The sequence below is a fragment of the Ornithinimicrobium cerasi genome, from assembly GCF_003702705.1.
Classification (GTDB): domain Bacteria; phylum Actinomycetota; class Actinomycetes; order Actinomycetales; family Dermatophilaceae; genus Ornithinicoccus; species Ornithinicoccus cerasi.
Genome location: NZ_QZMN01000002.1, coordinates 303,062 through 330,044, shown reverse-complemented (window position 1 = coordinate 330,044; position 26,983 = coordinate 303,062). Strand labels below are relative to the sequence as shown.

General features: G+C 73.1%; 24 protein-coding genes. 20 read left to right on the top strand and 4 right to left on the bottom strand.

Annotation, left to right across the window (positions count from 1 at the left end; all coding sequences use genetic code 11):
- Positions 1–22 precede the first annotated feature (22 nt).
- Together metK and D4B81_RS03390 are read left to right on the top strand one after the other, a co-directional pair.
- Positions 23–1,237, top strand: a complete 1,215-nt coding sequence (gene metK, locus D4B81_RS03395) for a methionine adenosyltransferase (protein WP_122261073.1) — start codon at positions 23–25, stop codon at positions 1,235–1,237.
- Positions 1,234–3,414 carry a primosomal protein N' family DNA-binding protein gene (locus tag D4B81_RS03390; RefSeq protein ID WP_161964973.1) on the top strand — a complete coding sequence of 727 codons (2,181 nt, stop codon included), beginning with the start codon at positions 1,234–1,236 and terminating at the stop codon, positions 3,412–3,414. The genes metK and D4B81_RS03390 overlap by 4 nt, the downstream gene beginning before the upstream one ends.
- Here the strand turns inward: D4B81_RS03390 and D4B81_RS03385 are convergent.
- Positions 3,411–4,400: an IS481 family transposase gene (locus D4B81_RS03385; protein ID WP_122261072.1), complete on the bottom strand. Its 990-nt coding sequence runs from the start codon at positions 4,398–4,400 to the stop codon at positions 3,411–3,413. The genes D4B81_RS03390 and D4B81_RS03385 overlap by 4 nt on opposite strands.
- A 315-nt stretch (positions 4,401–4,715) precedes the next feature.
- Here D4B81_RS03385 and D4B81_RS03380 point away from each other — a divergent pair, with 315 nt between their 5' ends.
- The 9 genes from D4B81_RS03380 (at position 4,716) to D4B81_RS03340 (ending at position 15,661) form a co-directional block, all read left to right on the top strand.
- Positions 4,716–6,569: an ABC transporter substrate-binding protein gene (locus D4B81_RS03380; RefSeq protein ID WP_122261071.1), complete on the top strand. Its 1,854-nt coding sequence runs from the start codon at positions 4,716–4,718 to the stop codon at positions 6,567–6,569.
- Positions 6,570–6,821: 252 nt separating this feature from the next.
- Entirely contained in the window at positions 6,822–8,342 is a 1,521-nt protein-coding gene (locus tag D4B81_RS03375; protein ID WP_122261070.1) for an ABC transporter permease, read from the top strand.
- A 55-nt stretch (positions 8,343–8,397) separates the two neighbouring features.
- The gene (locus tag D4B81_RS03370; RefSeq protein WP_237565782.1) at positions 8,398–9,519 is read left to right on the top strand and encodes an ABC transporter permease; all 1,122 of its coding nucleotides are present in this window, start codon (positions 8,398–8,400) and stop codon (positions 9,517–9,519) included.
- Complete coding sequence (locus D4B81_RS03365; RefSeq protein ID WP_122261069.1) at positions 9,519–11,321, top strand: ABC transporter ATP-binding protein; 1,803 nt, start codon at positions 9,519–9,521, stop codon at positions 11,319–11,321. Before D4B81_RS03370 ends, D4B81_RS03365 begins: the two co-directional genes overlap by 1 nt.
- Positions 11,322–11,349: 28 nt before the next feature.
- Complete coding sequence (fmt, locus tag D4B81_RS03360; protein WP_122261068.1) at positions 11,350–12,288, top strand: methionyl-tRNA formyltransferase; 939 nt, start codon at positions 11,350–11,352, stop codon at positions 12,286–12,288.
- Positions 12,269–13,771 carry an RsmB/NOP family class I SAM-dependent RNA methyltransferase gene (locus tag D4B81_RS03355; RefSeq protein WP_419866228.1) on the top strand — a complete coding sequence of 501 codons (1,503 nt, stop codon included), beginning with the start codon at positions 12,269–12,271 and terminating at the stop codon, positions 13,769–13,771. The genes fmt and D4B81_RS03355 overlap by 20 nt, the downstream gene beginning before the upstream one ends.
- 5 nt (positions 13,772–13,776) lie before the next feature.
- A complete protein-coding gene (rpe, locus tag D4B81_RS03350; protein WP_237565781.1) occupies positions 13,777–14,475 on the top strand; it encodes a ribulose-phosphate 3-epimerase in 699 nt (232 codons plus the stop codon).
- Positions 14,472–15,188, top strand: a complete 717-nt coding sequence (pnuC, locus tag D4B81_RS03345; protein WP_122261067.1) for a nicotinamide riboside transporter PnuC — start codon at positions 14,472–14,474, stop codon at positions 15,186–15,188. The genes rpe and pnuC overlap by 4 nt, the downstream gene beginning before the upstream one ends.
- Positions 15,185–15,661, top strand: a complete 477-nt coding sequence (locus D4B81_RS03340) for a PH domain-containing protein (RefSeq protein WP_122261066.1) — start codon at positions 15,185–15,187, stop codon at positions 15,659–15,661. The genes pnuC and D4B81_RS03340 overlap by 4 nt, the downstream gene beginning before the upstream one ends.
- Here the strand turns inward: D4B81_RS03340 and D4B81_RS03335 are convergent.
- Genes D4B81_RS03335 through D4B81_RS03325 form a run of 3 tightly spaced genes read right to left on the bottom strand, consistent with a single transcriptional unit; the run spans position 15,649 to position 18,101 of the window.
- On the bottom strand, positions 15,649–16,881 hold the full coding sequence (locus tag D4B81_RS03335; RefSeq protein WP_122261065.1) for an FUSC family protein: 1,233 nt from the start codon (positions 16,879–16,881) through the stop codon (positions 15,649–15,651). The two genes, D4B81_RS03340 and D4B81_RS03335, sit on opposite strands and share 13 nt — an antisense overlap.
- A gap of 4 nt (positions 16,882–16,885) precedes the next feature.
- Positions 16,886–17,467, bottom strand: coding sequence for a nucleoside/nucleotide kinase family protein (locus D4B81_RS03330; protein WP_237565780.1), 582 nt, complete (start codon positions 17,465–17,467; stop codon positions 16,886–16,888).
- The gene (locus tag D4B81_RS03325) at positions 17,457–18,101 is read right to left on the bottom strand and encodes a TIGR03085 family metal-binding protein (protein ID WP_122261064.1); all 645 of its coding nucleotides are present in this window, start codon (positions 18,099–18,101) and stop codon (positions 17,457–17,459) included. The genes D4B81_RS03330 and D4B81_RS03325 overlap by 11 nt, the downstream gene beginning before the upstream one ends.
- A 114-nt stretch (positions 18,102–18,215) precedes the next feature.
- Between D4B81_RS03325 and D4B81_RS03320 the strand changes: the two genes are divergently transcribed.
- The 9 genes from D4B81_RS03320 to D4B81_RS03280 all read left to right on the top strand — a co-directional run bounded on the left by D4B81_RS03320 (position 18,216) and on the right by D4B81_RS03280 (position 26,960).
- On the top strand, positions 18,216–20,051 hold the full coding sequence (locus D4B81_RS03320; RefSeq protein ID WP_237565779.1) for an ABC transporter ATP-binding protein: 1,836 nt from the start codon (positions 18,216–18,218) through the stop codon (positions 20,049–20,051).
- Entirely contained in the window at positions 20,048–21,868 is a 1,821-nt protein-coding gene (locus D4B81_RS03315; RefSeq protein WP_122261063.1) for an ABC transporter ATP-binding protein, read from the top strand. The genes D4B81_RS03320 and D4B81_RS03315 overlap by 4 nt, the downstream gene beginning before the upstream one ends.
- Before the next feature lie 25 nt (positions 21,869–21,893).
- Complete coding sequence (locus D4B81_RS03310; RefSeq protein WP_122261062.1) at positions 21,894–22,424, top strand: Trp biosynthesis-associated membrane protein; 531 nt, start codon at positions 21,894–21,896, stop codon at positions 22,422–22,424.
- An 83-nt stretch (positions 22,425–22,507) separates the two neighbouring features.
- Positions 22,508–22,717 (top strand): HGxxPAAW family protein, encoded by a 210-nt coding sequence (locus D4B81_RS03305; protein WP_122261061.1) that lies wholly within the window; start codon positions 22,508–22,510, stop codon positions 22,715–22,717.
- A gap of 71 nt (positions 22,718–22,788) precedes the next feature.
- Positions 22,789–23,622 carry an indole-3-glycerol phosphate synthase TrpC gene (trpC, locus tag D4B81_RS03300; RefSeq protein WP_122261060.1) on the top strand — a complete coding sequence of 278 codons (834 nt, stop codon included), beginning with the start codon at positions 22,789–22,791 and terminating at the stop codon, positions 23,620–23,622.
- Complete coding sequence (gene trpB / locus D4B81_RS03295) at positions 23,619–24,887, top strand: tryptophan synthase subunit beta (RefSeq protein ID WP_122261059.1); 1,269 nt, start codon at positions 23,619–23,621, stop codon at positions 24,885–24,887. Before trpC ends, trpB begins: the two co-directional genes overlap by 4 nt.
- Positions 24,884–25,666, top strand: a complete 783-nt coding sequence (trpA, locus tag D4B81_RS03290; protein WP_122261058.1) for a tryptophan synthase subunit alpha — start codon at positions 24,884–24,886, stop codon at positions 25,664–25,666. Before trpB ends, trpA begins: the two co-directional genes overlap by 4 nt.
- A 28-nt stretch (positions 25,667–25,694) precedes the next feature.
- Complete coding sequence (locus D4B81_RS03285) at positions 25,695–26,228, top strand: MauE/DoxX family redox-associated membrane protein (RefSeq protein ID WP_122261057.1); 534 nt, start codon at positions 25,695–25,697, stop codon at positions 26,226–26,228.
- A gap of 3 nt (positions 26,229–26,231) precedes the next feature.
- Positions 26,232–26,960, top strand: coding sequence for a DsbA family protein (locus D4B81_RS03280; protein ID WP_122261056.1), 729 nt, complete (start codon positions 26,232–26,234; stop codon positions 26,958–26,960).
- Positions 26,961–26,983 lie beyond the last annotated feature (23 nt).

The window sequence follows — 26,983 nt, the reverse complement described above, 5'->3', positions numbered from 1 at the left end:
CCGCTGCCACCCGAGGAGATCCATGGCCCGCCTGTTCACGTCCGAGTCCGTCACCGAGGGTCACCCCGACAAGATCTGCGACCAGATCAGCGACGGCATCCTCGACGAGCTCCTCCGCCAGGACCCCCAGTCGCGCGTCGCCGTGGAGACCCTGGTCACGACCGGCCTCGTGCACGTGGCGGGCGAGGTGCGCACCTCCGGCTACGCCGACATCCCCCGCATCGTGCGGGAGACGATCCTGGCGATCGGCTACGACAACTCGCACAAGGGCTTCGACGGTCGCACATGCGGCGTCGAGGTGTCGATCGGCGAGCAGTCCATGGACATCGCCGTCGGTGTGGACACTGCCCTGGCCAGCCGCGAGGACTCCGGCGCAGACGCCTACGACGTGCAGGGGGCGGGTGACCAGGGGCTGATGTTCGGCTACGCCTGCGACGACACCCCCGAGCTGATGCCGCTGCCGATCTACCTGGCCCACCGGCTGGCCGAGCGGCTCGCCTCGGTCCGCAAGAGCGGCGAGCTCGACTACCTCCGCCCCGACGGCAAGACCCAGGTGACCATCGCCTACGAGGGTGACCGGGCGGTCCGGCTGGACACGGTCGTGCTGTCCACCCAGCACGCGTCGGACATCTCGCTGCCCGAGCAGCTGACCCCGGACATCCGGGAGCGCGTCATCAGTCCCGTGCTGGCCAAGGCGCACGACGCCGGTCTGGAGCTGCGGACCGACGGCTACCGGCTGCTCGTCAACCCCACCGGGGTCTTCACGATCGGCGGGCCGATGGGCGACGCCGGCCTCACCGGGCGCAAGATCATCGTGGACACCTACGGCGGCATGGCCCGGCACGGGGGAGGGGCGTTCTCGGGGAAGGACCCCTCCAAGGTGGACCGTTCCGCGGCCTACGCCATGCGCTGGGTCGCCAAGCACGTGGTGGCCGCCGGGCTGGCACGCCGGTGCGAGATCCAGGTGGCCTACGCCATCGGGACGGCCCGACCGGTCGGCCTCTACGTGGAGACCTTCGGCACCGAGACGGTGCCCGTCGACCGCATCCAGGCGGCCATCACGACCGTCTTCGACCTACGACCGGCCGCCCTCGTCGCCGAGCTCGACCTGCTGCGCCCGATCTACCAGCCCACGGCCGCCTACGGGCACTTCGGACGCCGGGAGGCCGAGGGGCTGGTCGACGGGTTCACGTGGGAACGGCTCGACCGCGTCGAGGAGCTGCGCGCGGCGCTGTGAGCGGGGGTGCGGGCACCCCTCCGGACGGGTCGGGGGAGGCCACCGGGCAGCTCGCCCTCGTGCCGGCTCCCGCACCCACCCCGCCCGGCACCCGGTCACGACGGCGGAAGACGGAGTCCGAGCGCCCGGCCGCGGAGGTCGACCCGGTCGCGGCCGTCCTCGTGGACACCGGCCTGGCGCACCTCGACCGTCCCTTCGAGTACCTCGTCCCCGCCGACCTCGACGTCGACGCCCGGCCCGGCTGCCGGGTCCGGGTGCGCTTCGCCGGGCGGGACCACGACGGGTTCCTGCTCGAGCGGCGCGCGGAGCCCGACCACCCGGGGAGACTGGCCCCGCTGCGGTCGGTCGTGAGCCCCGAGGGCGTGCTGACCCCGGCGGTGCTGGCGGCCGCCACGTCGGTGGCGGAGCACTACGGCGGGACGCTGCCCGACGTGCTGCGGCTGGCGATCCCCCCGAGGCACGCCCGGGCCGAGCGTGGCGTGCCGCCACGGGCGGGCGACCCGTCGACCGACCCGCAGGTGCCTCCGTCGACCGGGACGCCGTCGCCTGCGGCGACCGGCCCGGAGGCCGCTCCCACCGACCGCTCTCTCGTCGCGGTGCCGTGGGACCCCTACCCGGCGGGGCCTGCCTTCCTGCGACGGACCGAGGCGGGTGAGTCGCCGGCCGCCGCGTGGACGGCGCTGCCGGCCCGCGGTCCCGGGACCGACTGGCCGGCCGCCGTCGGGGCCGCCGTGGGTGCGGCGCTGCGGGGCGGTCGAGGGGCGGTGGTCGTCGTCCCCGACCACCGCGACGTCGACCGGGTGGTCGACGCCGTCACCGCCGAGGCCGGGGAGGGGGTGTGCGCGCGGCTGACCGCCGACCTCGGGCCGGAAGCACGCTACCGGGCCTTCCTCAGCCTCCTCCGCGGTCACGCCCGGGTCGCGGTGGGCACCCGGTCCGCCGCGTGGGCGCCGGTCGTGCGCCCGGGTCTGTTCGTCTGCTGGGACGACGGTGACGACCTCCACCAGGAGCCCCGCGCCCCCTACCCCCACGTCCGGAAGGTCCTGCTCGAGCGCGCCCGGCACGAGGAGGCGGCCCTCCTGGTGGGCGGCTACGCCCGCAGCGTCGAGCTGGAGGCCTGGGCCGCCGCCGGGGTGGTGGCCCGGATCGAGCCGCCGCGGGCCGTCGTGCGCAGCTGCGCCCCCAGGGTGACCGTCGCGGGGGAGGGGCGGGCGGAGGAGCGGGACCCGGCGGCCCGCACGGCGCGGATCCCCTCGACCGCCTGGCGCGCGCTGCGGGACGGTCTGACGCTCGGACCCGTCCTCGTGCAGGTTCCCCGGCAGGGGTATGTCGTGTCCCTCACCTGTGCCGAGCCCGGGTGCCGGACCCCCGCCCGCTGCCCGCGGTGCGAGGGCCCTGTCGGCCTTCCCGGGGCGGCCGCGGCCGCGACCTGCCGGTGGTGCGGCGACGGCCTGCCGCGCGGCGCCGGCTGCCGCAGCTGCGGTTCGCCACGCCTGCGAGCGGCGGGCGTGGGGGCGGGGCGCACCGCCGAGGAGCTGGGCCGGGCCTTCCCCGGGGCGCGCGTGGTCCGCTCGGGCGGCGAGCACGTGGTCGCCCGCGTGCCGGACGCCCCGGCGCTCGTCGTCGCCACCCCCGGTGCCGAACCGGTCGCCGAGGAGGGCTACCGCGCCGTGGTGCTGCTGGACGGGTGGCGGCTGCTGGACCGTGCCGCCCTGGACGCCTCGGTGGAGGCCCACCGCCGCTGGCTGTCCGCCGCCGCCCTGGTCAGGAGCCCCGGGGGTGACGGTCCCCGCCCGGGGGTCGTCCTGTGCGGGGTTCCAGCGCACGCCGGGGTCCCCGCGGTGGAGGCTCTGGTGCGGTGGGACCCCGTCTCCCTGGCCGCCCGCGAGCTGGCGGAGCGGACGACGCTCGGGCTCCCGCCGGTGCGACGCCACGTCACCGTCAGCGGCCCGGGGTCGGGGGTGCGTGACGTCGTCGAGGCCCTGGGGGCCGCGGGTCAGGTCGTGCTCGGGGCAGCCTCGCCCGCAGGGCCGGACGGTCGCCGCGCAGCCGTCGTCAGGGAGGGGGCCGCCGGGACCCTGGCGCCGGCGGTGAGGGCCGTCCGGGCGACCCGCAGCGCACGGAAGACGGAGGACTCCGTCCGCCTCGTCCTTGACGTCGCGGAAGCCGCGTCCTAGGTGTACTCGGCCATCAGGTTGGTGACACGGCTGGTCGGTGGGAGTCCGCCGAGCGCGCTGTGGCGTCGTTCAGTGTTGTAGGAGTTCAGCCAGGGCGCAAGGGCGTCACGTCGGGCCTGGTTGGAGGTGAAGACGTACCGGTATGCCCACTCGGTCTGCAGGGTGCGGTTGAACCGCTCGACCTTGCCGTTCTGCCAGGGGCAGTGCGGCTTGATGAACTTCTGCACCGCACCGATCGCGGCGACGGCGTCGACGAACGCGCGCCCGTGCCGGTAGGCGAAGGCGTTGTCGGTCATCACCCGCTCGATCCTGGGGATGCCGTGGTCGGCGCAGTGGGCCGCGGCCCTGGTCAGGAAGCCGGCGCAGGTGTCGACCTTCTCGTCGTCATGGATCTCGGAGTAGGCCAGGCGGGAGTGGTCATCGACCATCGAGTGCACGTAGTCGTACCCGACCCGCGCCGCCTTGTGTCTGTGGGCCACGGTCGCCGCCCGGCCGTGGGCGCGCCACCCGCCACCGTCGGGGATCTTGCCCAGTTTCTTGACGTCCACGTGGACCAGCTCCCCGGGCCGCTCGCGCTCGTACCGGACCGCGGTGGCCTTGGAGGAGCGGATGACCTCACCGGTCATCGGGTCCAGGCAGGACAGGTGTGGCACGCCGGCGCGACGCAGCACCCGGCCCACGGTGCGCGGGGCCAGGCCGAGCTCGCCGGCGATCCAGTCCTGCCCGCGCCGGTGCTGGTCTCGGCAGGCCAGGATCTGCTCCTCGACCTGCGGCGGAGTGCGGCGCGGGGTGCTGTGCGGACGGCTGGAGCGTTCACCCAGGCCGGCGACACCGTGCTGGTCATAGCGGGCCAACCACCGGTGGGCGCACTGGCGCGAGATGCCCATCGCCTTGGCGGCGTGAGCGACGGCCCAGCCCTGCTCTCGGACACGACGCACGAGTAGCAGACGACCACGAACGGTCAGGCGGGCATTAGCGTGGGGCATGAGGACCTCCGGGCTCTGGGTCGTGACTCTTGACAAGCCACACCTCACTCGGAGGTCCTTCTCACGTCAACACCCCACTGTCACCAACCTCCTGGCCGGGTACACCTAGGCGGGTCCGGGGGTGCGCCGGGCAAGTCTCGAATGCGTAACGATCGAGTCACCGTGTGGACACAGCGCTGGACCTGCGGCCGTCGTCGTGCCTATGTTCGGTGAGCAACCCCCCGGCTCGGCGTCGACCCTGGGTGTCGGCCGCCCCGGCCGCGCTCCGACCCGAGCCTTTCACTAGGAGGAACATTGAAGATCAGGCGCGCGACCATGGCCGTAGTGGCGGCCGGAGCCCTCGTCCTGGCCGGCTGCACGTCCGACCCCGAGACGACCGAGGACACCACCTCGGCGCCCGCGGCCGACGAGACCGGTGACGACACGGGCGAGGAGACAGGCGGCGACGACGGCTCAGCCACCTCCGACGCCGCCGGTGGCGAGACCGGCGCCGAGGGCGACACCGCCAAGGCCGACCTCGGCGACGTGACCCCGAAGGACGACGTCGTCACCTTCTCCAGCGGCGCCGAGGAGTACAACGCCTACAACGGCGTGACCGCGGACACGAACTCCACGTACAACTCGGTCGTCAACAACCAACTGTTCAGTGGCTTCTGGTACTGGGGCACCGATGGCACGATCTACCCCAACGAGTGGTTCGGTTCCTACGAGAAGACCTCGGACGACCCGCTGACCGTCGAGTACACCATCTCCGACGAGGCCGTATGGTCTGACGGCACGCCCGTAACGGCCAATGACTACCTCCTGGACTGGGTCTCCACCAACCCCGAGTCCATGGGCGGCGCTGAGGCGCTGGGCTTCAACCCCGTCGGCACCACCGCGCAGTACGTCACCGAGGCGCCGGAGACCGAGCCGGGGTCGAAGACCTTCACGGTCACCTATCCCGAGCCCTACCCGGACTGGGAACTGCTGATCAGCAGCGCGTTGCCGTCCCATGTGGCAGCAGAGCAAGCCGGCCTTGAGCCCGATGCTCTTGCGCAGGCCATCCTCGACGGTGACGCCGAGACGGTGGCCACCGTGGCCGAGTTCTGGAACACCGGCTGGCTCTTCCCGGATTACCAGATCTCCGACGAGTCCCTCGTGCCGTCCTCGGGGCCCTACACCCTCGAGGGCTCCACCTGGGAGTCCGGCCAGTCCCTGGGGCTCGTGCCGAACGAGTCGTTCTTCGGCCCGGCTCCGGCCACGGCCAACCTGACGTTCCGGTTCGTGGCCCCCGAGGCCCAGGTCCAGGCCCTGCAGAACGGTGACATCAACGTCATCGAGCCGCAGGCCACGGTTGACACCGTCACCCAGCTGGAGGGCATGTCCGACACGATCGGCATCCTCAAGGGCGACGAGATGACCTGGGAGCACCTGGACTTCAACCACGGCACTGGTGTGTTCTCCAACGACGAGGGTGGCCTGGCCGCCCGCGAGGCATTCGCCCTGTGCGTGCCGCGCCAGCAGATCGTCCAGAACCTGATCCAGCCCATCAACCCCGAGGCTGAGGTCCTGAACCTGCGGGAGAAGTTCAACTTCATGCCCGACTACCAGGAGGTTGTGGACGCGGCCTACGACGGCCGCTACGACACCGCCGACATCGAGGCTTCCAAGGCCAAGCTGGAGGAGGCCGGCCTCACCGCGCCGGTCGAGGTCAGGATCGCCTACTCGGCGCCCAACCAGCGCCGCACCGACCAGGTCGCCGCGATCAAGTCCTCCTGCGACGAGGCGGGCTTCAACATCACGGACGCGGCCGACCCGAAGATGTTCGAGCCCGGCGGTCCGCTGGACACCGGTGACTACGAGGTCGCCCTGTTCGCGTGGGCCGGTTCGGGCCAGATCGCCTCCGGTGCGGGCATCTACCAGACCGACGGTCCGCAGAACTACGGCAAGTACAGCAACGAGGAAGTGGACGCTGCCTGGGACACTCTCGCCGCCTCCACCGATCCCGCAGTCCACCTGGAGCAGACCAAGATCATCGAGAAGCTCCTGTGGGACGACCTGTTCGGCATCCCGGTGTTCGCGCACCCGGGTGTCGTCGGTTACGACAACACGCTCGAGAACGTCCGCCACAACTCCACCCAGACGGGTGTGTCGTGGAACGCCGAGCAGTGGGTCCGCGCCAACTGATCGACCCGGTCATCCCGCACCGTCCGCGGTGACTCCGTCACCCGGGCCGCTCACCGCCACGGGGCGGGAGGGCTACCGCCCTCCCGCCCCGTGGCGCGACCAGCGGGAAACGCCGGCGGCTACGGCGCGGCAAGCGGTCAGACCAGTCCCGACCGGCCTACCCTGACGCGATGGCACTTCACCAGGGAGTCGGCTAGAGTCTCCCGGTCACCGAGCCACGCAGCTGTGGCTCTCCGAGGAAGGTAAGCCCCCGTGCTTCAGTTCATTGTTCGCAGGATCGCCATCTCCTCGGTGGTCCTGCTCATGGGATCTGCGTTGATGTTCTTCGCGACCATCAACTCCGGTGACCCCCTCGCTGACCTGCGGGAAAGCAACGCGGAGAACCGCGACCAGCTCATCGCGGCGCGCAGAGCGAACATGAACCTCGACCAGCCCTGGTGGCAGCGCTACCTGACCTGGCTGGTGGGGGCGAGCAAGTGCTTGGTGCTGAGCTGCGACCTGGGCACGACGCGCAACGGGGCCAACGTCAACACGATGATCGTCAACGCCGCGGGGGCGAGCCTGCGCCTGGTCACCCTGTCGGTGATCCTCGCCATCGTCATCGGCATCGCGCTCGGCGTGCTGTCCGCCATCCGGCAGTACTCCGGCTTCGACTACAGCATCACCTTCCTCGCCTTCCTCTTCTTCTCCCTGCCCGTCTTCTGGGCGGCCGTGCTGCTGAAGGACTTCGGCGCGATCCGCTTCAACAACTGGATCGCGGACCCGGCCCTGTCGACGACAGCCATGGCGGTGGTCGCGCTGGTCTTCGCGCTCCTGGTGGCCTCCGTCCTCGGCGGCGACATCCGACGGCAGGCGCTGACCTTCCTCGTGACCGGCGCCGCCGTGTTCGGAGCGGTCTTCGCCTTCGACCAGGTCGGCTGGTGGCGCCGGCCCGCCCTGGGCCTGCCGCTCATCCTCGTCGGCGCGCTCCTCGCCCTCGCCTTCTTCCTCACCCTCACCGTCGGGCTCTCCCAGCGCAAGATCGTCGTAGCAGGCCTCGTCACGGTCGCCGCCGGGCTGGTCGCCTACTTCGTGACCGCCCCGATCATGGCCGACCCCTCCGGGTGGCTGGTCATCCTCGGGCTGCTCGCGGCGACCGTGGTGGTCTCCGGCGCGATCGGCTGGTTCTTCGGCGGGTTCGAGCGAAAGCTCTCGATGTTCGTCACGATCGGCACCGGGGTGGCGTTCGGCTTCCTCGTCTTCATGGACCGCCTGCTGCGCAACTGGGGCGCGTTCCTGGAGATCAAGCCGCGCCCCATCTCCACCATCGGCTCCGGCATCCCGCAGTTCGACGACACCTTTTGGGCGGAGATCTTCGACTGGGGCGTCCAGCTCATCCTGCCGACCATGGTCCTGACCCTGGTCTCGATCGCCGGCTACAGCCGCTACACACGCGCCTCCATGCTGGAGACGATCAACCAGGACTACATCCGCACCGCGCGATCCAAGGGGTTGTCGGATCGGGTGGTGTACTCCAAGCACGCGCTGCGCAACGCGCTGATCCCTATCACCACCATCGTCGCCTTCGACTTCGCCAGCCTGCTGGGTGGTGCGGTGATCACCGAGACGATCTTCGGTTGGAAGGGTCTGGGCGCGGTGTTCCGGGACGGCCTCAACACCGTGGATCCCGCGCCGGTCATGGGGTACTACCTGGTGGCAGGCGGTGCCGCCGTGATCATGAACATGCTGGCCGACATCGCCTATGCCTTCCTCGACCCGCGGATCCGGCGGTGAGCGTGCCCGTGACCCGACGCTACCTGACGCCCGCCCGCACCCGAAGGACCTCCGTATGAGCGACCGGCCTACCCCGCCAGGTGACGACCGACCCGACCAGGACCTGCCCAGGACGCCCGGCAGCGGCCGTGAGGGCCTCTCGCCCGTCCCGTACCAGCAGGACAAGGCCGCGCCCCAGGACCCCGACCGGATGGACGACGTCACGGACCGCGCAGACGGCGCGGGCGCCGACGGAGACGCGACCACCTACTCGGTCGAGAAGCCACTCGACCTGTCGCAGAAGTCGTACTCCCAGGGCCAGCTCGTGCGTCGCCGTTTCCTGCGTCACCGTGGGGCTATGGTCTCGCTGGCGGGTCTGGTCGTCATCACGGTCTTCGCTTTCAGCTCCATCGGCTACGGGTGGTTCCCGGGGTGGTGGGAGAAGGAGTACTGGCGCGGCGGACTGGTACTGGACCAGGGTCGGCCGACGCTTGAGCTCTGGCCGCCCGCGCTGGGCGAGCACCCGTTCGGCCAGGACAACGCGGGCAAGGACTACTTCGCCCTGACCATGCGTGGCACCCAGCGCTCGCTGATCGTGGCCTTCACCGTGGGCCTCCTTTCCACCATCATCGGCACCATCATCGGCGCCGTCGCGGGGTTCTACCGCGGGTGGATCGAGGCGATCCTGATGCGCATCACCGACCTGTTCATCGTCATCCCGGCCCTTGTCCTGGCGGCGGTCTTCGGCAAGATGGCCAACGGCGGCATCTGGCCGCTCGCCTTCCTGCTCTCGGTGATCGGCTGGACCGGCCTGGCCCGCCTGGTGCGCGGCGAGGTGCTCTCGCTGCGCGAGCGCGAATTCGTGGCCGCCGCCGAGGCCATCGGCACCGGTTCGGGCAGGATCATCTTCAAGCACATCCTGCCCAACACGGTCGGGACGATCATCGTCAGCGCCACCCTGGCGATCGCCGCGACCATCCTGACCGAGTCAGCCCTGTCCTTCCTCGGCTGGGGGGTGCGTGCGCCGGACACCTCGCTCGGGCTGCTCATCTCCACCTACCAGAACAGCTTCCAGTCCCGGCCCTGGCTCTTCTGGTGGCCCGGCATGATCATCCTGGCCATCGCCCTCGCCGTGAACTTCCTCGGAGACGGTCTGCGCGACGCCTTCGACCCCCGTCAGAACAGGACCGCCGACTGATGACCACGACGACGGACAACTACGGCGACCAGACCTACACCGGCTCCGGCACGCCGCTCGAGGGCGAGGAGGTCGTGCTCGCCTTCGACGACGTCGACGTCCGGTTCAGGACCGAGTTCGGCAGCGTCCACGCCGTCAAGGGTGTAGACCTTCGCGTCCGCCCCGGTGAGGTCGTCGCGCTCGTCGGCGAGTCCGGCTCGGGCAAGTCGGTGACCTCGATGACGGCGATGCGCCTGCTCCCGAGCAACGCCCGGATCGGCGGGGCGGTCAACGTGGCCGGCAAGGACGTCGGTCGGCTGTCCGAGCGAAACATGCGCCGGCTGCGAGGCAACGACGTGGCCATGGTCTTCCAGGAGCCGATGACCGCGCTCAACCCGGTGCTGACCATCGCCACCCAGATGATCGAGTCGATGGAGCTGCACGCCGTCGCCCGTGGCCAGGCGGCCCACGACCGCGCCGTCGAGCTGCTCGGCATGGTCGGCATCCCCGAGCCCGAGCGCCAGATGAAGAAGTACCCGCACGAGCTCTCCGGCGGTCAGCGCCAGCGGGTCGTCATCGCCATGGCCATCAGCTGCGACCCCAAGGTCATCATCGCCGACGAGCCCACGACCGCCCTCGACGTCACGGTGCAGGCGGACATCCTCGACCTGCTGCGCTCGCTCAAGGACAAGCTGAACACGGGCATCCTGCTCATCACCCACAACATGGGCGTCGTCGCCGACATGGCCGACCGCGTCGCGGTGATGTTCAAGGGTGAGATCGTCGAGCGCGGCACGGTGGAGGAGGTGCTGCTGCGCCCCCAGCACGAGTACACCCGGATGCTGCTCGGATCGGTCCCGAGGATGGGCGCCGGACGCGGCCAGATGGGCATCCGCGTCCGTGAGGAGGTCGACGCGCAGGCGCCGATGGCGATCGAGCTGCGCAACCTCGTCATCGAGTACCAGCGCCTGGGCAAGCCCCCGTTCCGCGCCGTGGACGACGTGAGCTTCGACGTCCGCAAGGGGGAGATCGTCGGGCTGGTTGGCGAGTCCGGTTCCGGCAAGTCGACCATCGGACGCTGCGCCCTGGGTCTCATCCCGGCCGCCAGCGGCGACTTCAAGCTGCTCGGCGAGGACGTCATCTCGATGAACCGCGGGCAGCTGAAGAGCCTGCGGAAGCGGATCGGCGTCATCTTCCAGGACCCCGCGGCCTCGCTCAACCCCCGGCTCCCCATCGGGGACTGCATCGCCGAGCCGTTGGTGGTCCACAAGGTCGGTGACCGCAAGAGCCGCCAGCAGCGGGTCTACGACCTGCTCGAGGCGGTGCAGCTGCCGCGGGAGGTCTACAACCGCTACCCCCACGAGGTCTCCGGCGGTCAGCGACAGCGCATCTGCGTGGCCCGCGCCCTGACGCTCGACCCCGAGCTGCTCGTGGCGGACGAGCCGACCTCGGCGCTGGACGTGTCGGTACAGGCGCGGGTGCTGAAGATCTTCGCCGAGCTGCAGGACCAGTTCGGCTTCGCCTGCCTCTTCATCAGCCACGACCTGGCGGTGATCGACCTGCTCGCGCACAAGGTCGTCGTCCTGCAGAACGGCAAGGTCGTCGAGGCCGGTCCCCGCGAGCAGATCATGGAGAACCCGCAGGAGGAGTACACCCAGCGCCTCATCGCGGCGGCCCCCGTCCCCGACCCGATCGAGCAGGAGCGCCGCCGTCGCGAACGCCACGAGCTGCTCCTCGCCCAGGGGGAGGAGATCGCCGAGCTTCAGGTGGACGACATCAGCGAGTTCCGCGGGACCATCTCGGACGAGAAGGACACCTTCTGACCGCCGTCCGCGCCGGCGGGGGTATGACGTGAGGGTCCTGTTCGCGGGCACGCCCCAGGTGGCCGTCCCGTCGCTGGAGGCGCTCCTGGCCTCCGGGCACGAGGTGGTCGGAGTGCTGACCCGTCCCGACGCCCGCTCGGGACGGGGACGGCATACCCGGTCCTCGCCGGTGCGCGCGGTGGCCGAGGCCGCCGGCCTGCCCGTGCTGGCCCCGGAGCGCCTGCGCGACGAGGGCGTGCGGTCCCAGCTCGAGGCGCTGCGGCCCGACGGGTGCGCGGTGGTCGCCTACGGCGCCCTGGTGCCGCCCGACCTGCTCGCGCTCGCGCCGCACGGCTGGGTCAACCTCCACTTCTCGCTGCTGCCCGCGTGGCGGGGCGCCGCCCCGGTGCAGCACGCGGTGCTGGCCGGTGACGACGTCACGGGGGCGGTCACCTTCGTCCTGGAGGAGGGACTGGACACCGGGCCGGTGCTGGGGCGACTGACCGAGTCGGTCCGGCCGCGCGACACCAGCGGTGACCTGCTGGGCAGGCTGGCGGTGTCCGGGGCTGAGCTCCTCGTGGCCACCTTCGACGCGCTCGAGGCGGGCACCCTGGTCCCCGCCCCGCAGCCGGCCGACGGCGTCAGCCACGCCCCCCGCCTCGAGGTCGCGGACGCGCGGGTGGACTGGGCACGCCCGGCCTTCGCGGTCGACCGGCTGGTGCGCGCCATGACCCCGGCCCCCGGCGCGTGGACCACCTGGCGGGGGGAACGGCTCAAGCTGGACCCCGTGCGGCCGGTCGAGGACGGGGGGACGGTGCCGCGCCTGGGGCCGGGGCAGCTGCACGCGGGCAGGAAGGAGGTCCTCGTCGGCACCGCCACGACGCCGGTGAGGCTGGGGACCGTCCGCCCCCACGGGCGCAAGGACATGCCCGCGGCGGACTGGGCTCGGGGCGTGCGTCCGGAGGAGGGTGAGCGACTTGGCGGGTGAGCGCGGGCAGGGCCGAGGTCCTGACGGGACCGGGCGGAGGGGGCCCCGGCCACGGTCCGCCCAGCGGCCGGCCGAACGGTCGAGGCAGGGTGACCCGGCCCGCGACGTGGCCTACCAGGTCCTGCGCGCCGTCGGCAGCGACGGGGCGTACGCGAACCTCGAGCTCCCCGCCGCCCTGCGCCGGGCCCGCCTTCGGGGCCGGGACGCGGCGTTCGCCACGGAGCTGACCTACGGCACGCTGCGGCTGCAGGGCCTCTACGACGCCGTCGTCGCGGTGGCCGCCGACCGGGCCGCCGCGAGCATCGACCCCCCGGTCCTGGACGTGCTGCGCCTGGGTGCGCACCAGCTCCTCGGGATGCGCGTGCCGGCTCATGCCGCCGTCAGCGCCACCGTGGCGCTCGCGCGCCAGCACGTGAGCCAGGGGGCCGGAGGTTTCGCCAACGCGGTCCTGCGCCGGGTGTCCGAGCGCAGCCGCGAGGACTGGGTGCAGGCCGTCACGGCGGACGTCCCCGACCCGCTCTCCCGGCTGGCCCTCGAGCACTCGCACCCGGAGTGGGTCGTCCGTGCCCTTCGCGCCGCGCTCGTCGCGCACGGCAGCACGGCGGCGGGGGCGGACGCGGAGCTGCCCGCCCTGCTCGCCGCCCACAACGACCCCGGCCCTCTCACCCTGGTCGCCCGGCCCGGGCTCGTGGACCCGGCCGCCCTGGAGGACGCCGGAGCCGTCCCGTCCCCGGTCGCCCCGACGGCCTGGACGCTGCCGTCCGGGGACCCCGGGGTGCTCTCTGCCGTCCGCGACGGCCGGGTGGCCGTCCAGGACGCCGGGTCCCAGCTGCTGACGCTGGCCCTCGTCGACGCACCCCTGGAGGGTCCGGACGAGCGCTGGCTCGACCTGTGCGCCGGCCCGGGCGGCAAGGCCGGGCTGCTGGCCGCGCTGGCGCTGCCGCGCCGTGCGTCGCTGCGCGCCAACGAGGTCTCACCCCACCGGGCCGAGCTGGTCCGGCACACCCTGCGCGCGGCCGTGGCCGCCGGCGCCCGGGTCGAGGTGACGGTGGCCGACGGGCGGGAGGTGGGTGCCCAGGAGCCGGCCGCCTACGACCGCGTGCTCGTGGACGCGCCGTGCACGGGGCTCGGCGCCCTGCGGCGGCGTCCCGAGTCCCGCTGGCGACGCAGCCCCGACGACCTGAGCGGGCTCGGTCCGCTCCAGCGCGACCTCCTCCGCTCGGCCCTCGACGCCGTCCGCCCCGGCGGGCTCGTCGCCTACGCCACCTGCTCCCCGCACATCGCCGAGACGACCCTCGTCGTCCGGGACGTCCTCAAGCGCCGCCCGGACGTGGAGCTGGTCGACGTGCGGCCGTGGCTGCGCGACCGGTCGGGGGAGGTGCTCGGGGGCACCGGCGCCGAGGGCGAGCTCTGGGCGCAGCTGTGGTCGCACCGGCACGACACGGACGGCATGTTCGTGGCCCTGCTGCGCCGCCTAGGGTGATCCGCATGTCGCACCCGCACCTGCAGATCAGCCCCTCGATCCTGTCCGCGGACTTCGCCAACCTCGAGCGCGAGCTGGGTCGCATCAGCGACGCCGACTGGGCGCACGTGGACGTGATGGACAACCACTTCGTCCCCAACCTCACCCTCGGCCTGCCGGTGGTCGAGGCGCTGGCACGGGTCAGCCCGGTGCCCCTGGACTGCCACCTGATGATCGAGGACCCCGACCGCTGGGCGCCCGGTTACGCCGAGGCGGGAGCCCGGTCGGTGACCTTCCACGTCGAGGCCGTGCGGGACGCCGTGGGCACCGCTCGGGCGATCCGGGCCGAGGGTGCCCGCGCGGCCTTCGCGGTCAAGCCCGGGACACCGTTCGCCCCCTACGAGGAGCTGCTGCCCGAGGTCGACATGGTCCTCGTCATGACCGTCGAGCCGGGGTTCGGCGGGCAGTCCTTCCTCGTCGACCAGATGGACAAGGTGCGCGAGGTCCGGCAGGCGGTGCGGCGCCACGGCGGCGAGATCTGGGTGCAGGTCGACGGCGGGGTGTCCCTGGACACCATCGGGCGGTGCGTCGAGGCGGGGGCGGACGTCTTCGTCGCCGGCTCCGCGGTCTACGGAGCCGAGGACGTGCCCGCCCGGATCGATCTGCTGCGGTCCCGGGCCAGGGAGGCCACCCCGGCCACCCGCCCGCCGGGGACGCGGTCGTGACCGTCTGGAACGACCTCTTCGACGCCCAGCTCACCGTGATGGGACACACCATCGCCTGGCGGGAGGTCGTCGGGAACGTCTTCGGCCTGGCCTCCGCCGTCCTGGGCATGCGCCGCACGGTCTGGGCGTGGCCGGTGGGCATCGTGGGCAACGCCCTGCTCTTCACCGTCTTCATGGGGGTGTGGTTCGCCACCCCGCAGGAGCACAGCCTCTTCGGCCAGGCCGCGCGCCAGGTCTTCTTCATCGCCACCAGCGTCTACGGCTGGTGGGTCTGGAACCGCTCCCGGCGCGGGCGGGCCAAGGGTGCCCCCGCGATCACGCCGCGCTGGGCGACTGCGGCCGAGCGCACGACATACCTCCTCGCGGCGGTCGTCCTGGTGGTGCTGTCCCAGTGGCTCTTCGCCCAGGTCGGCGCCGGCTGGCCGGCACCCCGCTGGTACTACTGGACCGACGCCTGGATCTTCGTGGGGTCGATGCTGGCCACCTACGCCATGGCGCGCGGGTGGGTCGACTTCTGGCTGGTGTGGATCGCCGTGGACCTCGTCGGGGTGCCGCTGCTGTGGCACTCGGGCTACTACCCCTCGGCGATCCTCTACGCCGTCTACGGGGTCTTCGTCCTCTGGGGCTTCGTCGTCTGGCGCCGCGCCGCCCGCGTCGAGGCCCCCACGGGAGGTCCGCCACCACTGGTGGAGGACCGTACCCTGGCGCCATGACCCCCACGACGTCACGGAGGCCCTACGACACCTTCCGACCGGTGACCGGGGCGTGGGTGGCCAGGGCGATGGCCCTCGCCTCGGCCGTCGTCTTCGTGCTGGTGGCGGCCCTCTCGCCGATGCCGCTGGGCACCGACCCCACGATGTCCCTGGTGAGCCGGGTCGCCATCGCGCTGATCGGGCTGGTGGGGGCCGCCTTCCTCTGGAGGTACGCCGTGATCCGCGCCGAGCCGTCGACGGAGGGGCTGCGGGTGGTCAACCTGGTCCGCACCCACGACCTGGCGTGGGAGCAGATCGTCCGGGTCGGCTTCTCCGGGGGCGACCCGTGGGCCGTCCTCGAGCTGACAGACACCGAGGAGGTCGCCGTCATGGCCATCCAGCGGGCGGACGGGGAGCGTGCGCGCCGCGAGGCGGCCCGGTTGGCGGCGCTCGTCCAGCACCACCACCGGCCGTCCGGCGGTCAGGACGACTGAGCCGGGCCCGGCCGCCCCGGCCGCTCCGCCCGCGACCGGGCCGGTCCGTCCTCCTCCTCAGGAGGGTGGCTCGGGTCGAACTCCTCCGGCGTCTCCGGTACGCGACGGCGCGCCTCGGCCGTGGTCATGCCCGACACGACGAGCAGGTCGACCACCGCTGACCGCACCTGGGCCCGCATCACCTCTGCGGAGAGCCCGGCGCGCGAGTGGCTCCAGGTGGAGGCACGGGCCACGTGGACGAGGTCCTCACGGGCGGCCTCCAGCGGGGTGCGGCTGCGCAGGTGCTCCTGGATGGTGGCGCTCGCCTCGGCCAGCCCGGTGACCATGTCGATGTAGGTATCGGGCACGAACTCCTCCTCACGCACCGCGATCTCGGCCCGTCGCACGAGCACCCGCACGCTGCGGATCGCCAGGTCGAGGGGGCCCAGGAGCTCGCCGACCTCCCGCACGTCCTCCTTGTGCGAGCGGTTCAGCAGCGGCGCGAGCCGGGCGGCCGCCCGGGCCTCGGCCGTCGCGTCCCGCAGGGCGTCCAGCTCACGGGACAGCTCACGCGCCGTGGTCAGCGCCCCCCGGGTCCGGCCCGGGTCACGGTTGCGCAGACCCTGCGCGGTGTCGGTCAGCACCTGGGACAGGTGGCCCACGACGTCGATCGCCCGCTCGCGCGGGCGCTCGGTCGTCGAGCGCATCGGCGCGAGCATGGCGATGGCGAGCGCCACCCCACCCCCGACCAGGGCGTCGACCCACCGGCCCAGGGCCTCACCCTCACCGGCGACCAGCGTGGTGATGATGACCCCCTGGATCCCGGCCTGCATCATGAGCAGCTGCCCGGCGCCGAGCAGGACGGCCAGCGACATGGCCACCACGCACACGGCGAGGATCTGCCACACCCCGGAGCCGAAGACCTGCACGAAGAGGTCGCCCACGAGGATGCCGATCGCCACGCCGATCGTCAGCTCGAGGATCCGGCGTACCCGGTCGTCATAGGTGAGCCCGAGGCAGATCACCGCCGTCACCGGGGCGAAGAACGGCAGGGGGTGCCCGAGGAGGTCCTGCGCGACCCACCACGCCAGCGCCGCGCCGGAGGCCGCCTGGACGATGAGCCAGGCGCGAGCCCGCAGCCGCAGCAGCCGACCCCTGGCGCTGGCGGGGCCGAGCTGGTCGCGGACCGGTTCCCAGAGCCGTTGCCCGCCCGTCCGGAACCCTCTCCTGGAGGAGCTCATGCCCTCAGTCTGTCCCAGCCACCCGGACCGTGGTGGTGTCGACCACCACGTCAGCCACCGGGCGTCCGGCGGCCAGCACGAGGTCCTCCTGCGCGGCCCACATGTCCCACCAGGGGGCGGTGGTCGCGCCGTCACGCCCCAGCGCCCGGGACCGGCGCACGTCCGTCGGTGCCTCGAGCCACACCCGCACGTCCAGCAGGTCCGCGCAGCCCCCGGCCAGGGCTCCCACGCCCTCGACGACCACCACCTCGGCGGGCTCGACCGCCCGACGGGGCCCGGGTGCGTCCGCGGTCCAGTCCCAGCTGGGGTATGCCGCCTCCCGCCCCGCGCGCAGGGGTTCCAGGACGTGCTCGCGCAGGACGCCCACCCCGGCGGCCAGCCCGGTCCAGCCGGGGTAGAGGTCGTCGAGGTGGACCGCCGTCACTGTCCGTCCCCGGCTGACGAGCCCGGCCCTCAGCCGTTCCGCGAGCTCGGTCTTGCCTGAGCCGCTGCGACCGTCCAGGCCCACGAGCACCGGGCGCCGGGAGGTGCGAGCCAGGGCGTCCAGGACCGTCGCGGCGAGCTGATCCTCGCCGTCAGGCGGCACGGGGGGAGGCCGCCAGCGACGCCAGGTCGGCCGGGTCACCCTCCTCCACGACCCGGGCCACGTCCGTCCGGCCGAAGGCGTGCAGGAGCAGCTCCAGCGGCCGCCCCCGCACCACCACGGTGCCCGCCTCGGCCGGCGGGCGGCGCAGGGAGGCACGCCCGTGCCCCTCGGCCACGACGACGACGCCCACCGGGGCGCTGCGGTAGAAGAGCCGTCCTCCCGTGCGAAGCGTCCGCCACAGCGCGGCCTCCACGTCCGGGGGCAGCGCCGTCGGTTCCCACCCCTCCTGGGCGCGGACCATGTCCTCGTGATGGATGGCCAGCTCGGCGGTGTTGACCGCGTCGTCGAGCACGCGCAGCCGCGTGGGCCACCACCGGGGTGGTCCGGTCCGCACCTGCTCGGCCAGCTCGGGGAGCGTCGAGCCGCGGGCCAGGTCGCGCTGCACCGACGCGGTGTGGTCGGCCAGCCGGCCGGAGCGCGCCCCGAGACCGGGCAGCACGTCGGGGCGGGACTCGCGGGCCACCAGGTGGGCCAGCAGGTCCTGCACGGTCCAGGGGGAGCACAGGGTGGGGGCCTCGGGGCCCAGGCGCAGCGCGGTCGAGGCGACGAGCTCGCGGAGGGGTGCGGACGGCATACCCCATCTCATCACGCGGTGGGCTCGGGTGCGGGAGTGCCCGGGAACGGTGACACAATGCATGGTCGGGCGATCGCCCGCACCCACCCAAGCCCCGGAGAGGTCGGTCCCGCCGTGTCCGTCGTCAGCGCCCCGGTCCCGCGCCAGCCCGCCACCAGGGCGGTGCTGCGCCGAGGGCTGAGGGTCATCTGGGGAGGTATCCGGGTGGAGCGGCGCCCGTTCGCGCTGGCGGTCGTGGGCTCGGTGCTGTGGGCGGCGGCGACGGTCGGCACGGCGGGGGCCATCGGCTGGCTCACCGACGCCGTCATCGAGCCCGCCGTCGGGCGGCGCTCGGTCTCGGCCGCCGACCTGTGGGCGATCTTCGGCCTCCTCGCCCTCGTGCTCGCCGTGAACGTGGTCGGGGTGATCCTGCGGCGGGTCTACGCCACGGTCGCCGGCTTCAACCTGCAGGCGCGGTACCGCCGTGGGGTCACCCGGCAGTACCTCCGGCTCCCGCTCGCCTGGCACCACCGGCACCCGTCCGGCCAGCTGCTCTCCAACGCGCACGCGGACGTCGAGGCCACCTGGCAGGTCTTCAACCCCCTGCCGATGGCGATCGGGGTGATCTTCATGCTGCTGATCGCCGGCGGCATGATGATCCTCGTCGACCCGTTCCTGGCCTTCATCGGCCTGCTGGTCTTCCCCGGCCTGTTCGCGGCCAACCTGGTCTTCCAGCGCGCGATGTCGCCCCGCATCACCCGGGCGCAGGAGCTGCGGGCCGAGGTGGCGCAGGTGGCCCACGAGTCCTTCGAGGCCGCGCTCGTCGTCAAGTCCATGGGTCGCGAGGACGAGGAGGCGGACCGGTTCCGCACTCGCACGCTGGAGCTGCGCGACAGCCTCGTGGAGGTCGGCCGCACCCGTGGCACGTTCGAGCCGGTCATCGAGGCGATCCCGACGCTGGGCACGCTCGCCGTCCTCGGCGTCGGCACCTGGCAGGTGGCGCAGGGGGACCTGGACGCCGCCCAGGTCGTCCAGATGGCCTACCTCTTCTCGATCCTGGCCTTCCCCGTCCGGGCGCTGGGCTGGGTGCTCGCCGAGATCCCCCGCTCCGTCGTCGGCTACGACCGGGTGCAGCACGTGCTCACGGCGCGGGGTGGACTGGAGTTCGGCGAGGGTCGCGCCCGTCGGGACGGGGGTCCGGCGGCGTCGCGCCTCGACGGCGTGACCTACCGCCACGAGGGCGAGGAGGAGCCTGCCCTCCACGCGGTCGACCTGGTGGTCCCGGCGGGCTCCACGACCGCCCTCGTCGGCCCGACCGGGTCGGGCAAGTCGACCCTCACCAACCTGGCGCTGCGTCTCGTGGACGTCGAGGGGGGTGCGGTGACGCTGGACGGCGCGGACGTGCGCGACCTCGGCAAGGGGGAGATCCCCGCGGTGGCCACCCTCGTGCCCCAGCAGACGTTCCTCTTCGACGACACCGTCCGCAACAACGTCACGCTGGGCGCCGACGCCTCGGACGAGTCGGTGTGGGCCGCGCTGCGCGTCGCCCAGGCCGAGGGCTTCGTGCGTGCCCTGCCCGGCGGGCTGGACGCCATGATCGGCGAGCGTGGGGGCATGCTGTCCGGTGGCCAGCGCCAGCGCGTCGCGCTGGCGCGCGCCGTGTGGCGCCGGCCGCGCCTGCTCGTGCTCGACGACGCCACGAGCGCCGTCGACCCCTCGGTGGAGCAGGCGATCCTCGCCGGGCTGCGCGAGGCCAGCGACGGGATGACCGTCCTGGTCGTCGCCTACCGGATGGCCACCATCACGCTCGCCGACCAGGTCGTCTACCTCGAGCACGGGCGGGTCCTCGACCGCGGCACGCACGCCGAGCTGGTGGACCGCTGCCGGGGCTACGCCGACCTCGTCCACGCCTACGCGCGCGAGGCGGCAGAACGGGCAGCCGTCGAGCGTTCCGAGGAGGAGGCGCGATGAGCACAGAGCACCACGACCCCACGAGCAGCCGGATCGGGGCGCAGTCCGAGCTGGGGACGCTGGCCACCCTGCGCCGAGGGCTGGAGCTGTCGCCGGAGCTGCGGCGCGGGCTGCTGGTCACGGTGGTGCTCGCCGTGGTCGCGACCCTGGGCCGCGTCATCATCCCGTTCGTCGTGCAGCAGGTGACCGACAACGGCATCCTCGCCTCCGGCGGGCCGGACATCGCGTTCGTGGCCCGCGCCATCGGCGGTGCCGCGGTGGTGGTCGCCCTCACCAGCGTGGCGCAGTACTTCGTCAACGTGCGGCTGTTCACCTCCGCCGAGAGCGGGCTGGCGACGCTGCGGATGACGGCGTTCCGCCACATCCACGACCTCTCGGTGCTCACCCAGAGCACCGAGCGGCGCGGCTCCCTCGTCTCGCGGGTGACGAGCGACGTCGACACGATCTCGATGTTCGTGCAGTTCGGCGGCCTGATGCTGCTCATCTCCACGGCCCAGATCATGCTGGCGACGGTGCTCATGCTCGTCTACAGCCCGCTGCTCGCGCTCGTGGTCTACCTGTGCTTCGTGCCCCTGGTCTTCCTGATCCGGCGGTTCCAGCCGATGCTCGGGCGGGCCTACGGGGTCGTGCGGGAACGGGTCGGCGACCTGCTCGGCGCGGTCAGCGAGTCCATCGTCGGGGCGGTGACGATCCGCGCCTACGGCGTGGAGGAGCGGACCGCCGAGCGGATCGACAAGGCGATCGAGGAGCACCGCGCCGCGGCGATCCGGGCGCAGGTCCGGTCGGTGATGGCCTTCGTCTCCGGACAGGCGTTCGCCGGCCTCACGACGGCGGTCGTGCTCGTCGTGGGCACCGTGCTGGCCACCCGCGGGGACCTGTCCCTGGGCCAGCTCCTGGCCTTCCTCTTCCTGGTCAACCTCTTCACCCAGCCGGTCCTGATGGCCACCGAGATCCTCAACGAGATGCAGAACGCGGTGGCCGGCTGGCGGCGGGTCATCGGCGTGGTCGACACCCAGGCCGACGTCTCCGACCCCGGCGCCGAGGGTGTGCACCAGGAGCGCGGGCCGATCACCGTGGACTTCGAGGACGTCTCCTACGCCTACCCCGACGGGCCGACCGTCCTGGAGGAGGTCACCCTGCGCCTCGAGCCGCACACGCGCGTCGCCGTGGTGGGGGAGACGGGCTCCGGCAAGACCACCCTGGCCAAGCTGCTGACCCGGCTGATGGACCCCAGCGGCGGCAGGGTGCTGCTCGACGGGGTGGACCTGCGGGACATCGCCTTCGCCTCCCTGCGCCGCCGCGTGGTGCTGGTGCCCCAGGAGGGCTTCCTCTTCGACGAGGACCTCGCCGAGAACATCCGCTTCGGGCGGCCGGAGGCGAGCGACGACGACCTCGCCCTGGCCGTGACCGAGCTCGGTCTGGACGCCTGGGTCGACGGGCTCCCGCACGGGCTGGCGACGCGGGTCGGCCAGCGCGGGGAGTCGCTCTCGGCGGGGGAGCGGCAGCTGGTGGCGATCGCCCGCGCGTACCTCGCCGACCCGGACCTGCTCGTCCTGGACGAGGCGACCAGTGCCGTCGACCCGTCGACGGAGGTCCGCGTGCAGCGGGCGCTGGAGGGGCTGACGAGGGGTCGCACGTCGGTCGCCATCGCGCACCGGCTCTCCACGGCGGAGGCGGCCGACCTCGTCGTGGTGGTGGACCGGGGCCGGGTGGTCGAGCTCGGGCGGCACGCCGACCTGGTGGGGCGCGGCGGGGTCTACAGCCGGATGCACGCCTCCTGGTCGTCGCAGCAGGGCAGCGACGTCGTCGCGCCGTGACCCGGCCGCGCAGGTCCGAACACCCATGAGCAGGTATGCCGTGCTCCTCGCCGCCGGCGCGCTGGCCCTCTTCCTCCTCGTGACGACCCAGCAGTGGGTGGTCGCGGTGGTCGAGCCGGCGCCCGGAGCGCCGTCCGTGAGGACGTCCACGACCGGTGCGGCCGCGGTGGCCTGGGGACCGGCCGCCGCCCTGGTCGGGCTGGCGTCCGCTGCCGCGTCCGGAGCCGCGCGAACGACCGGGAGGTGGCCCAGGCTGGTCGTCGCGGCGGCAGGGGCCGTGGCGGCGGCCGCGGCGGTGCGCGTCACCCTGGACCCGACGGGCGTCCTGACCGGTGCCGAGGTGGTCTCCGCACGCACGACGGCCTGGGCCTGGTCCGCGGCTGTCCTGGCCCCGGCCGCGACGGCGACGGCCCTGTGGTCGCCTCGCGCACCGTCCCGGGGCCCGGCCGGACGCCCACCCGGGCCCGACGACACCCCGGCCGAGCGGGACCGTCGTGCGGCCTCGGAGCAGTGGCGCATGCTCAGCGAGGGCGGCGACCCGACCGGCGGGGCGTGAACACCGCCCCGGTGCCCGGGCTGGCACAATGACCGGTGACGTACCCAGGCCGCACGGCCGACCGACCTGACGGAGGAGCACCCATGCACGAGGACAACCACGGTCACAGCAAGGCCGCCTGGACCGGGGTCGCCGTGATGCTGGTCTCCACCGTCCTGGGGTGCTACGCCGCCGTGTTCGGCCCCGCCTGGCTGCTCTGGGCGGGCGTGGTGGGCTTCGTCCTGGGGGCCGTCGTCTGGTACGCCATGGCCCGGGCCGGTCTGGGGAGCGACCCCGAGCGGTCCCGCGCCTGAGCCTCGTGCGCCCGTCCTGACCGAGCGACCCGCGTGCACGGACCGCCTCCGGGGTCGCCTACGCTGAGGTCGTGCCGACCGTCCTGGACCAGATCATCGAGGGGGTCCGCGCCGACCTCGCCGAACGGCGCGCCGCCCTGCCGCTCGACGCCCTGCGCGAGCGGACCGCCGACGTCCCGTCGCCCGTCGACGCCCTGCGGCGGCTGCGGGGGGAGGGGGTGCACGTCATCGCCGAGGTCAAGCGCAGCAGCCCCAGCAAGGGGGCGCTCGCGGCGATCGCCGACCCGGCGGCCCTGGCCGCGGACTACGCCGCCGGCGGGGCCAGCGTCATCAGCGTGCTCACGGAGGGGCGCCGCTTCGGTGGCTCGCTCGCCGACCTCGACGCAGTCCGGTCCCGGGTCGACGTCCCGGTGCTGCGCAAGGACTTCGTCGTCGACCCCTACCAGGTCTGGGAGGCGCGCGCGCACGGCGCCGACATGGTCCTGCTCATCGTCGCGGCCCTCGAGCAGGAGGTGCTCGTCAGCCTGCTCGAGCGCGTGGAGTCCCTCGGGATGCACGCCCTCGTCGAGGTGCACGACGAGGCCGAGCTGCACCGCGCCGTCTCGGCCGGTGCGCGCATCCTCGGCGTGAACAACCGCAACCTCAAGACGCTGGAGGTGGACCGGTCCACCTTCGCCTCCCTCGCGCCCCTCGTGCCCGAGGGCGTCCTGCGGGTGGCCGAGTCGGGGGTCCGCGGACCCCTGGACGTCATGGCCTTCGCCGAGGCGGGCGCCGACGCGGTCCTCGTCGGTGAGGCCCTCGTCACCGGAGCCTCGCCGCGGGAGGCGGTGGCCGAGCTGGTCGCCGCCGGGTCCCACCCGGCCGTCCATTCCGACCACGCCCACCGCACCGGCGGTCGCGGGTGAGCGCCCCCGGGCGCTTCGGCGCGTTCGGCGGCCGCTACGTGCCGGAGGCGCTGGTCGCCGCGCTGGAGGAGCTGGAGGGCGCCTGGACCGACGCGGTGGCCGACCCGAAGTTCGTCGCCGAGCTCGACCAGCTGCAGCGGGACTACACCGGCCGGCCGTCGCCGCTCACCGAGGTCCGGCGATTCGCCGAGCACGCGGGCGGCGCGAGGGTCTTCCTGAAGCGGGAGGACCTCAACCACACCGGCTCCCACAAGATCAACAACGTGCTGGGCCAGGCCCTGCTGACCGTGCGGATGGGCAAGCGGCGGGTGATCGCCGAGACCGGTGCGGGGCAGCACGGCGTGGCCACCGCGACCGCCGCCGCGCTCATGGGTCTGGACTGCACCGTGTACATGGGCGAGGTCGACACCCGCAGGCAGGCGCTGAACGTGGCTCGCATGCGACTCCTCGGCGCCGAGGTGGTGCCGGTCGCGACCGGGAGCGCCACGCTCAAGGACGCGATCAACGAGGCCATGCGCGACTGGGTCACCAACGTCGAGGGGACGCACTACCTGCTCGGCACCGTCACCGGGCCGCACCCGTTCCCCAGCATGGTCCGCGACTTCCACTCGGTGATCGGCCGCGAGGCGCGAGAGCAGGTGCTCGAGCGCGTCGGGCGACTCCCCGACGCCGTGTGCGCGTGCGTCGGTGGAGGCTCCAACGCGATCGGGATCTTCTCCGCCTTCCTCGACGACCCGGCCGTGCGCCTGCACGGCTATGAGGCGGGGGGCGAGGGGATCGCGCCCGGCAGGCACGCCTCGCGGTTCTCCGGAGGGGTGCCGGGGGTCCTGCACGGGGCCGCGACCTACGTCCTTCAGGACGAGGACGGGCAGACCATGGAGACGCACTCCGTCTCCGCCGGCCTGGACTACCCGAGCGTCGGTCCCGAGCACGCGTTCCTCCACGACAGCGGCCGGGTCACCTACGAACCGGTCACCGACGACGAGGCGATGGACGCCTTCGCCCTGCTGTGCCGCACCGAGGGCATCATCCCCGCCATCGAGAGCGCGCACGCCCTCGCCGGCACGTTGCGCCTGGGACAGGCGATGGCGCGCGACGCGAATGAGGAGCCGCCCGTGCTCCTCGTCAACCTGTCCGGCCGCGGCGACAAGGACGTCGACACCGCCGCTCGCTGGTTCGGCCTCGTCGACGGGCAGGACCTCGTGGAGGCCGAGCAGCTCAAGGCCGACGAACCCGTGGCCGAGGCGGAGGGGAGCGGCTGGTGAGCCCCCTGGAGGAGGTGTTCTCCCGCTGCCGTGACGAGGGTCGAGCCGCCCTGGTGGCCTACCTCCCCGCGGGGTACCCCGACCTGGCGACCTCGGTCGCCGCCGTCCGGGTCCTCGCGGAGGCGGGCGCCGACATCGTGGAGGTCGGTGTCCCCTACACCGACCCGCTCATGGACGGGCCCGTGGTGGAGCGGGCCGCCACCGCCGCGCTGAAGAACGGCTTCCGGCTCTCCCAGCTCTTCGACGTCGTCCGTGCCGTCGCCGAGGCCGGTGCCGTCCCGGTGGTCATGGCCTACTGGAACCCCGTCCTGCGCTACGGCCCAGACCGGTTCGCGGCAGACCTCGCCGCGGCCGGCGGCGCCGGCCTGATCACGCCGGACCTCATCCCTGACGAGGCCGGGGCATGGCGTGCCGCCGCCGACGAGCATGGCCTCGCCCCCATCTTCCTCGTCGCCCCCAGCTCGACCGACGAACGGCTGCGGACGACGGTCGAGGCGTGCCGGGGATTCGTCTACGTCGCCGCGACGATGGGCGTCACGGGGGTCCGCTCGAGCGTCGGCGCCAGTGCCCGGACCCTGGTGGAGCGGACCCGCAGCCTCACCGACCTCCCTCTGTGCGTCGGCCTGGGCCTGAGCACCGGGGACCAGGCGGCCGAGGTCGCCGCCTTCGCGGACGGCGCGATCGTCGGCTCGGCGCTCGTGCGCGCCGTGGGGGAGGACCCCACCCTCGGGCGTCTGCGGGAGCTCACGCAGGAGCTCGCGGAGGGGGTGCGTCGGTGAGCCTCGTCCCCGCCGCCGCGCCACTGCCATGACCAGCGCCCCGACCCACGCGCACCACGATGCACCGGCGGCCCCCGCCCCGGCCCCGACCCCGCCAGGACGTGGGTGGCCCGACGCGGTCGGGCTGGTGGCCCGGTTGCTGCTCGGCGGGGTGCTCCTCGCGGCGGGCCTGTTCAAGATCACCGACCTCACCGGCTCGGTGCAGAGCGTGGTGGCCTACCAGCTCTTCCCCTACGAGGTGGCCAGGCTCATCGGCACCACCCTGCCCGTCGTGGAGATCGCCGCCGGGGTGCTGCTGCTGGCCGGTCTGCTCACCCGGTCCGCCGCGGTGGTCGGCGGCGTGCTGATGGTCGCCTTCGTGGCCGGCATCGTCTCGGCCTGGTCCCGGGGTCTCACGATCGACTGCGGCTGCTTCGGGACCGGGGGACCCGTGGACCCCGAGGACACCCGCTACCTGTCCGAGATCCTGCGCGACCTCGGGCTCCTCGCCCTGGCCGGATGGCTCGTCGTCCGGCCCCGCAGCCCGTTCTCGCTGGACGGGCACCTCCCGAAAGGTCGTTGACCCATGCCGCGTCCGCCCGCCCCCCAGGTCAGGACGGTCTCCAAGGGGCCGTCGACGGCGCTCATCGGCGGGGTGGTCGTCCTCGTGGTCGTGCTCGTGGCTGCGCTGGTGTGGGCCGCGACGCGCGACCCCGGCGGCCTCGACTCGCAGGGCACCGGAAGCACCCTCCCGGAGGGGGGTGGGGTCAGCCTGGGCCCGGGGACGGACGCGGACGTCACGCAGATCCGCATCTACGAGGACTTCCAGTGCCCGTGGTGCGGGGTCCTGGAGAACTCGATCGGACCGGCGCTCACCGAGAAGATCGAGGCCGGTGAGGTCAACGTCACGTTCCAGATCATGTCCTTCCTGGACGGCTCCCTCGGCAACGACTCCTCGGTCCGGGCCGCCAACGCCGCGCTGTGCGCGGACGACGCGGACGTCTTCCTCGACTTCCACGCGGCGGTCTTCGCCAACCAGCCGCAGCAGGAGGGCGCCGGATTCACCGACGAGCAGTTCCTGCGCTGGGCGGAGGAGGCCGGGGTGGAGGGAGAGGCGCTGGAGACCTTCGGCCGGTGCGTCGAGGACCTGCCCCACACCGGCTACGTCGAGGACATGCAGACCCGGGCCAACCAGGACGGCGTCACCGGCACGCCGACGCTCGTCGTCAACGGTGAGACCGTCGGCAACGAGGAGATGAGCCGGCTGATGCAGGACCCGGGCGCGCTGGACGAGGTCCTCGCCGACCATTCCTGACCGGTTCCGGCGACCCTGCGGCT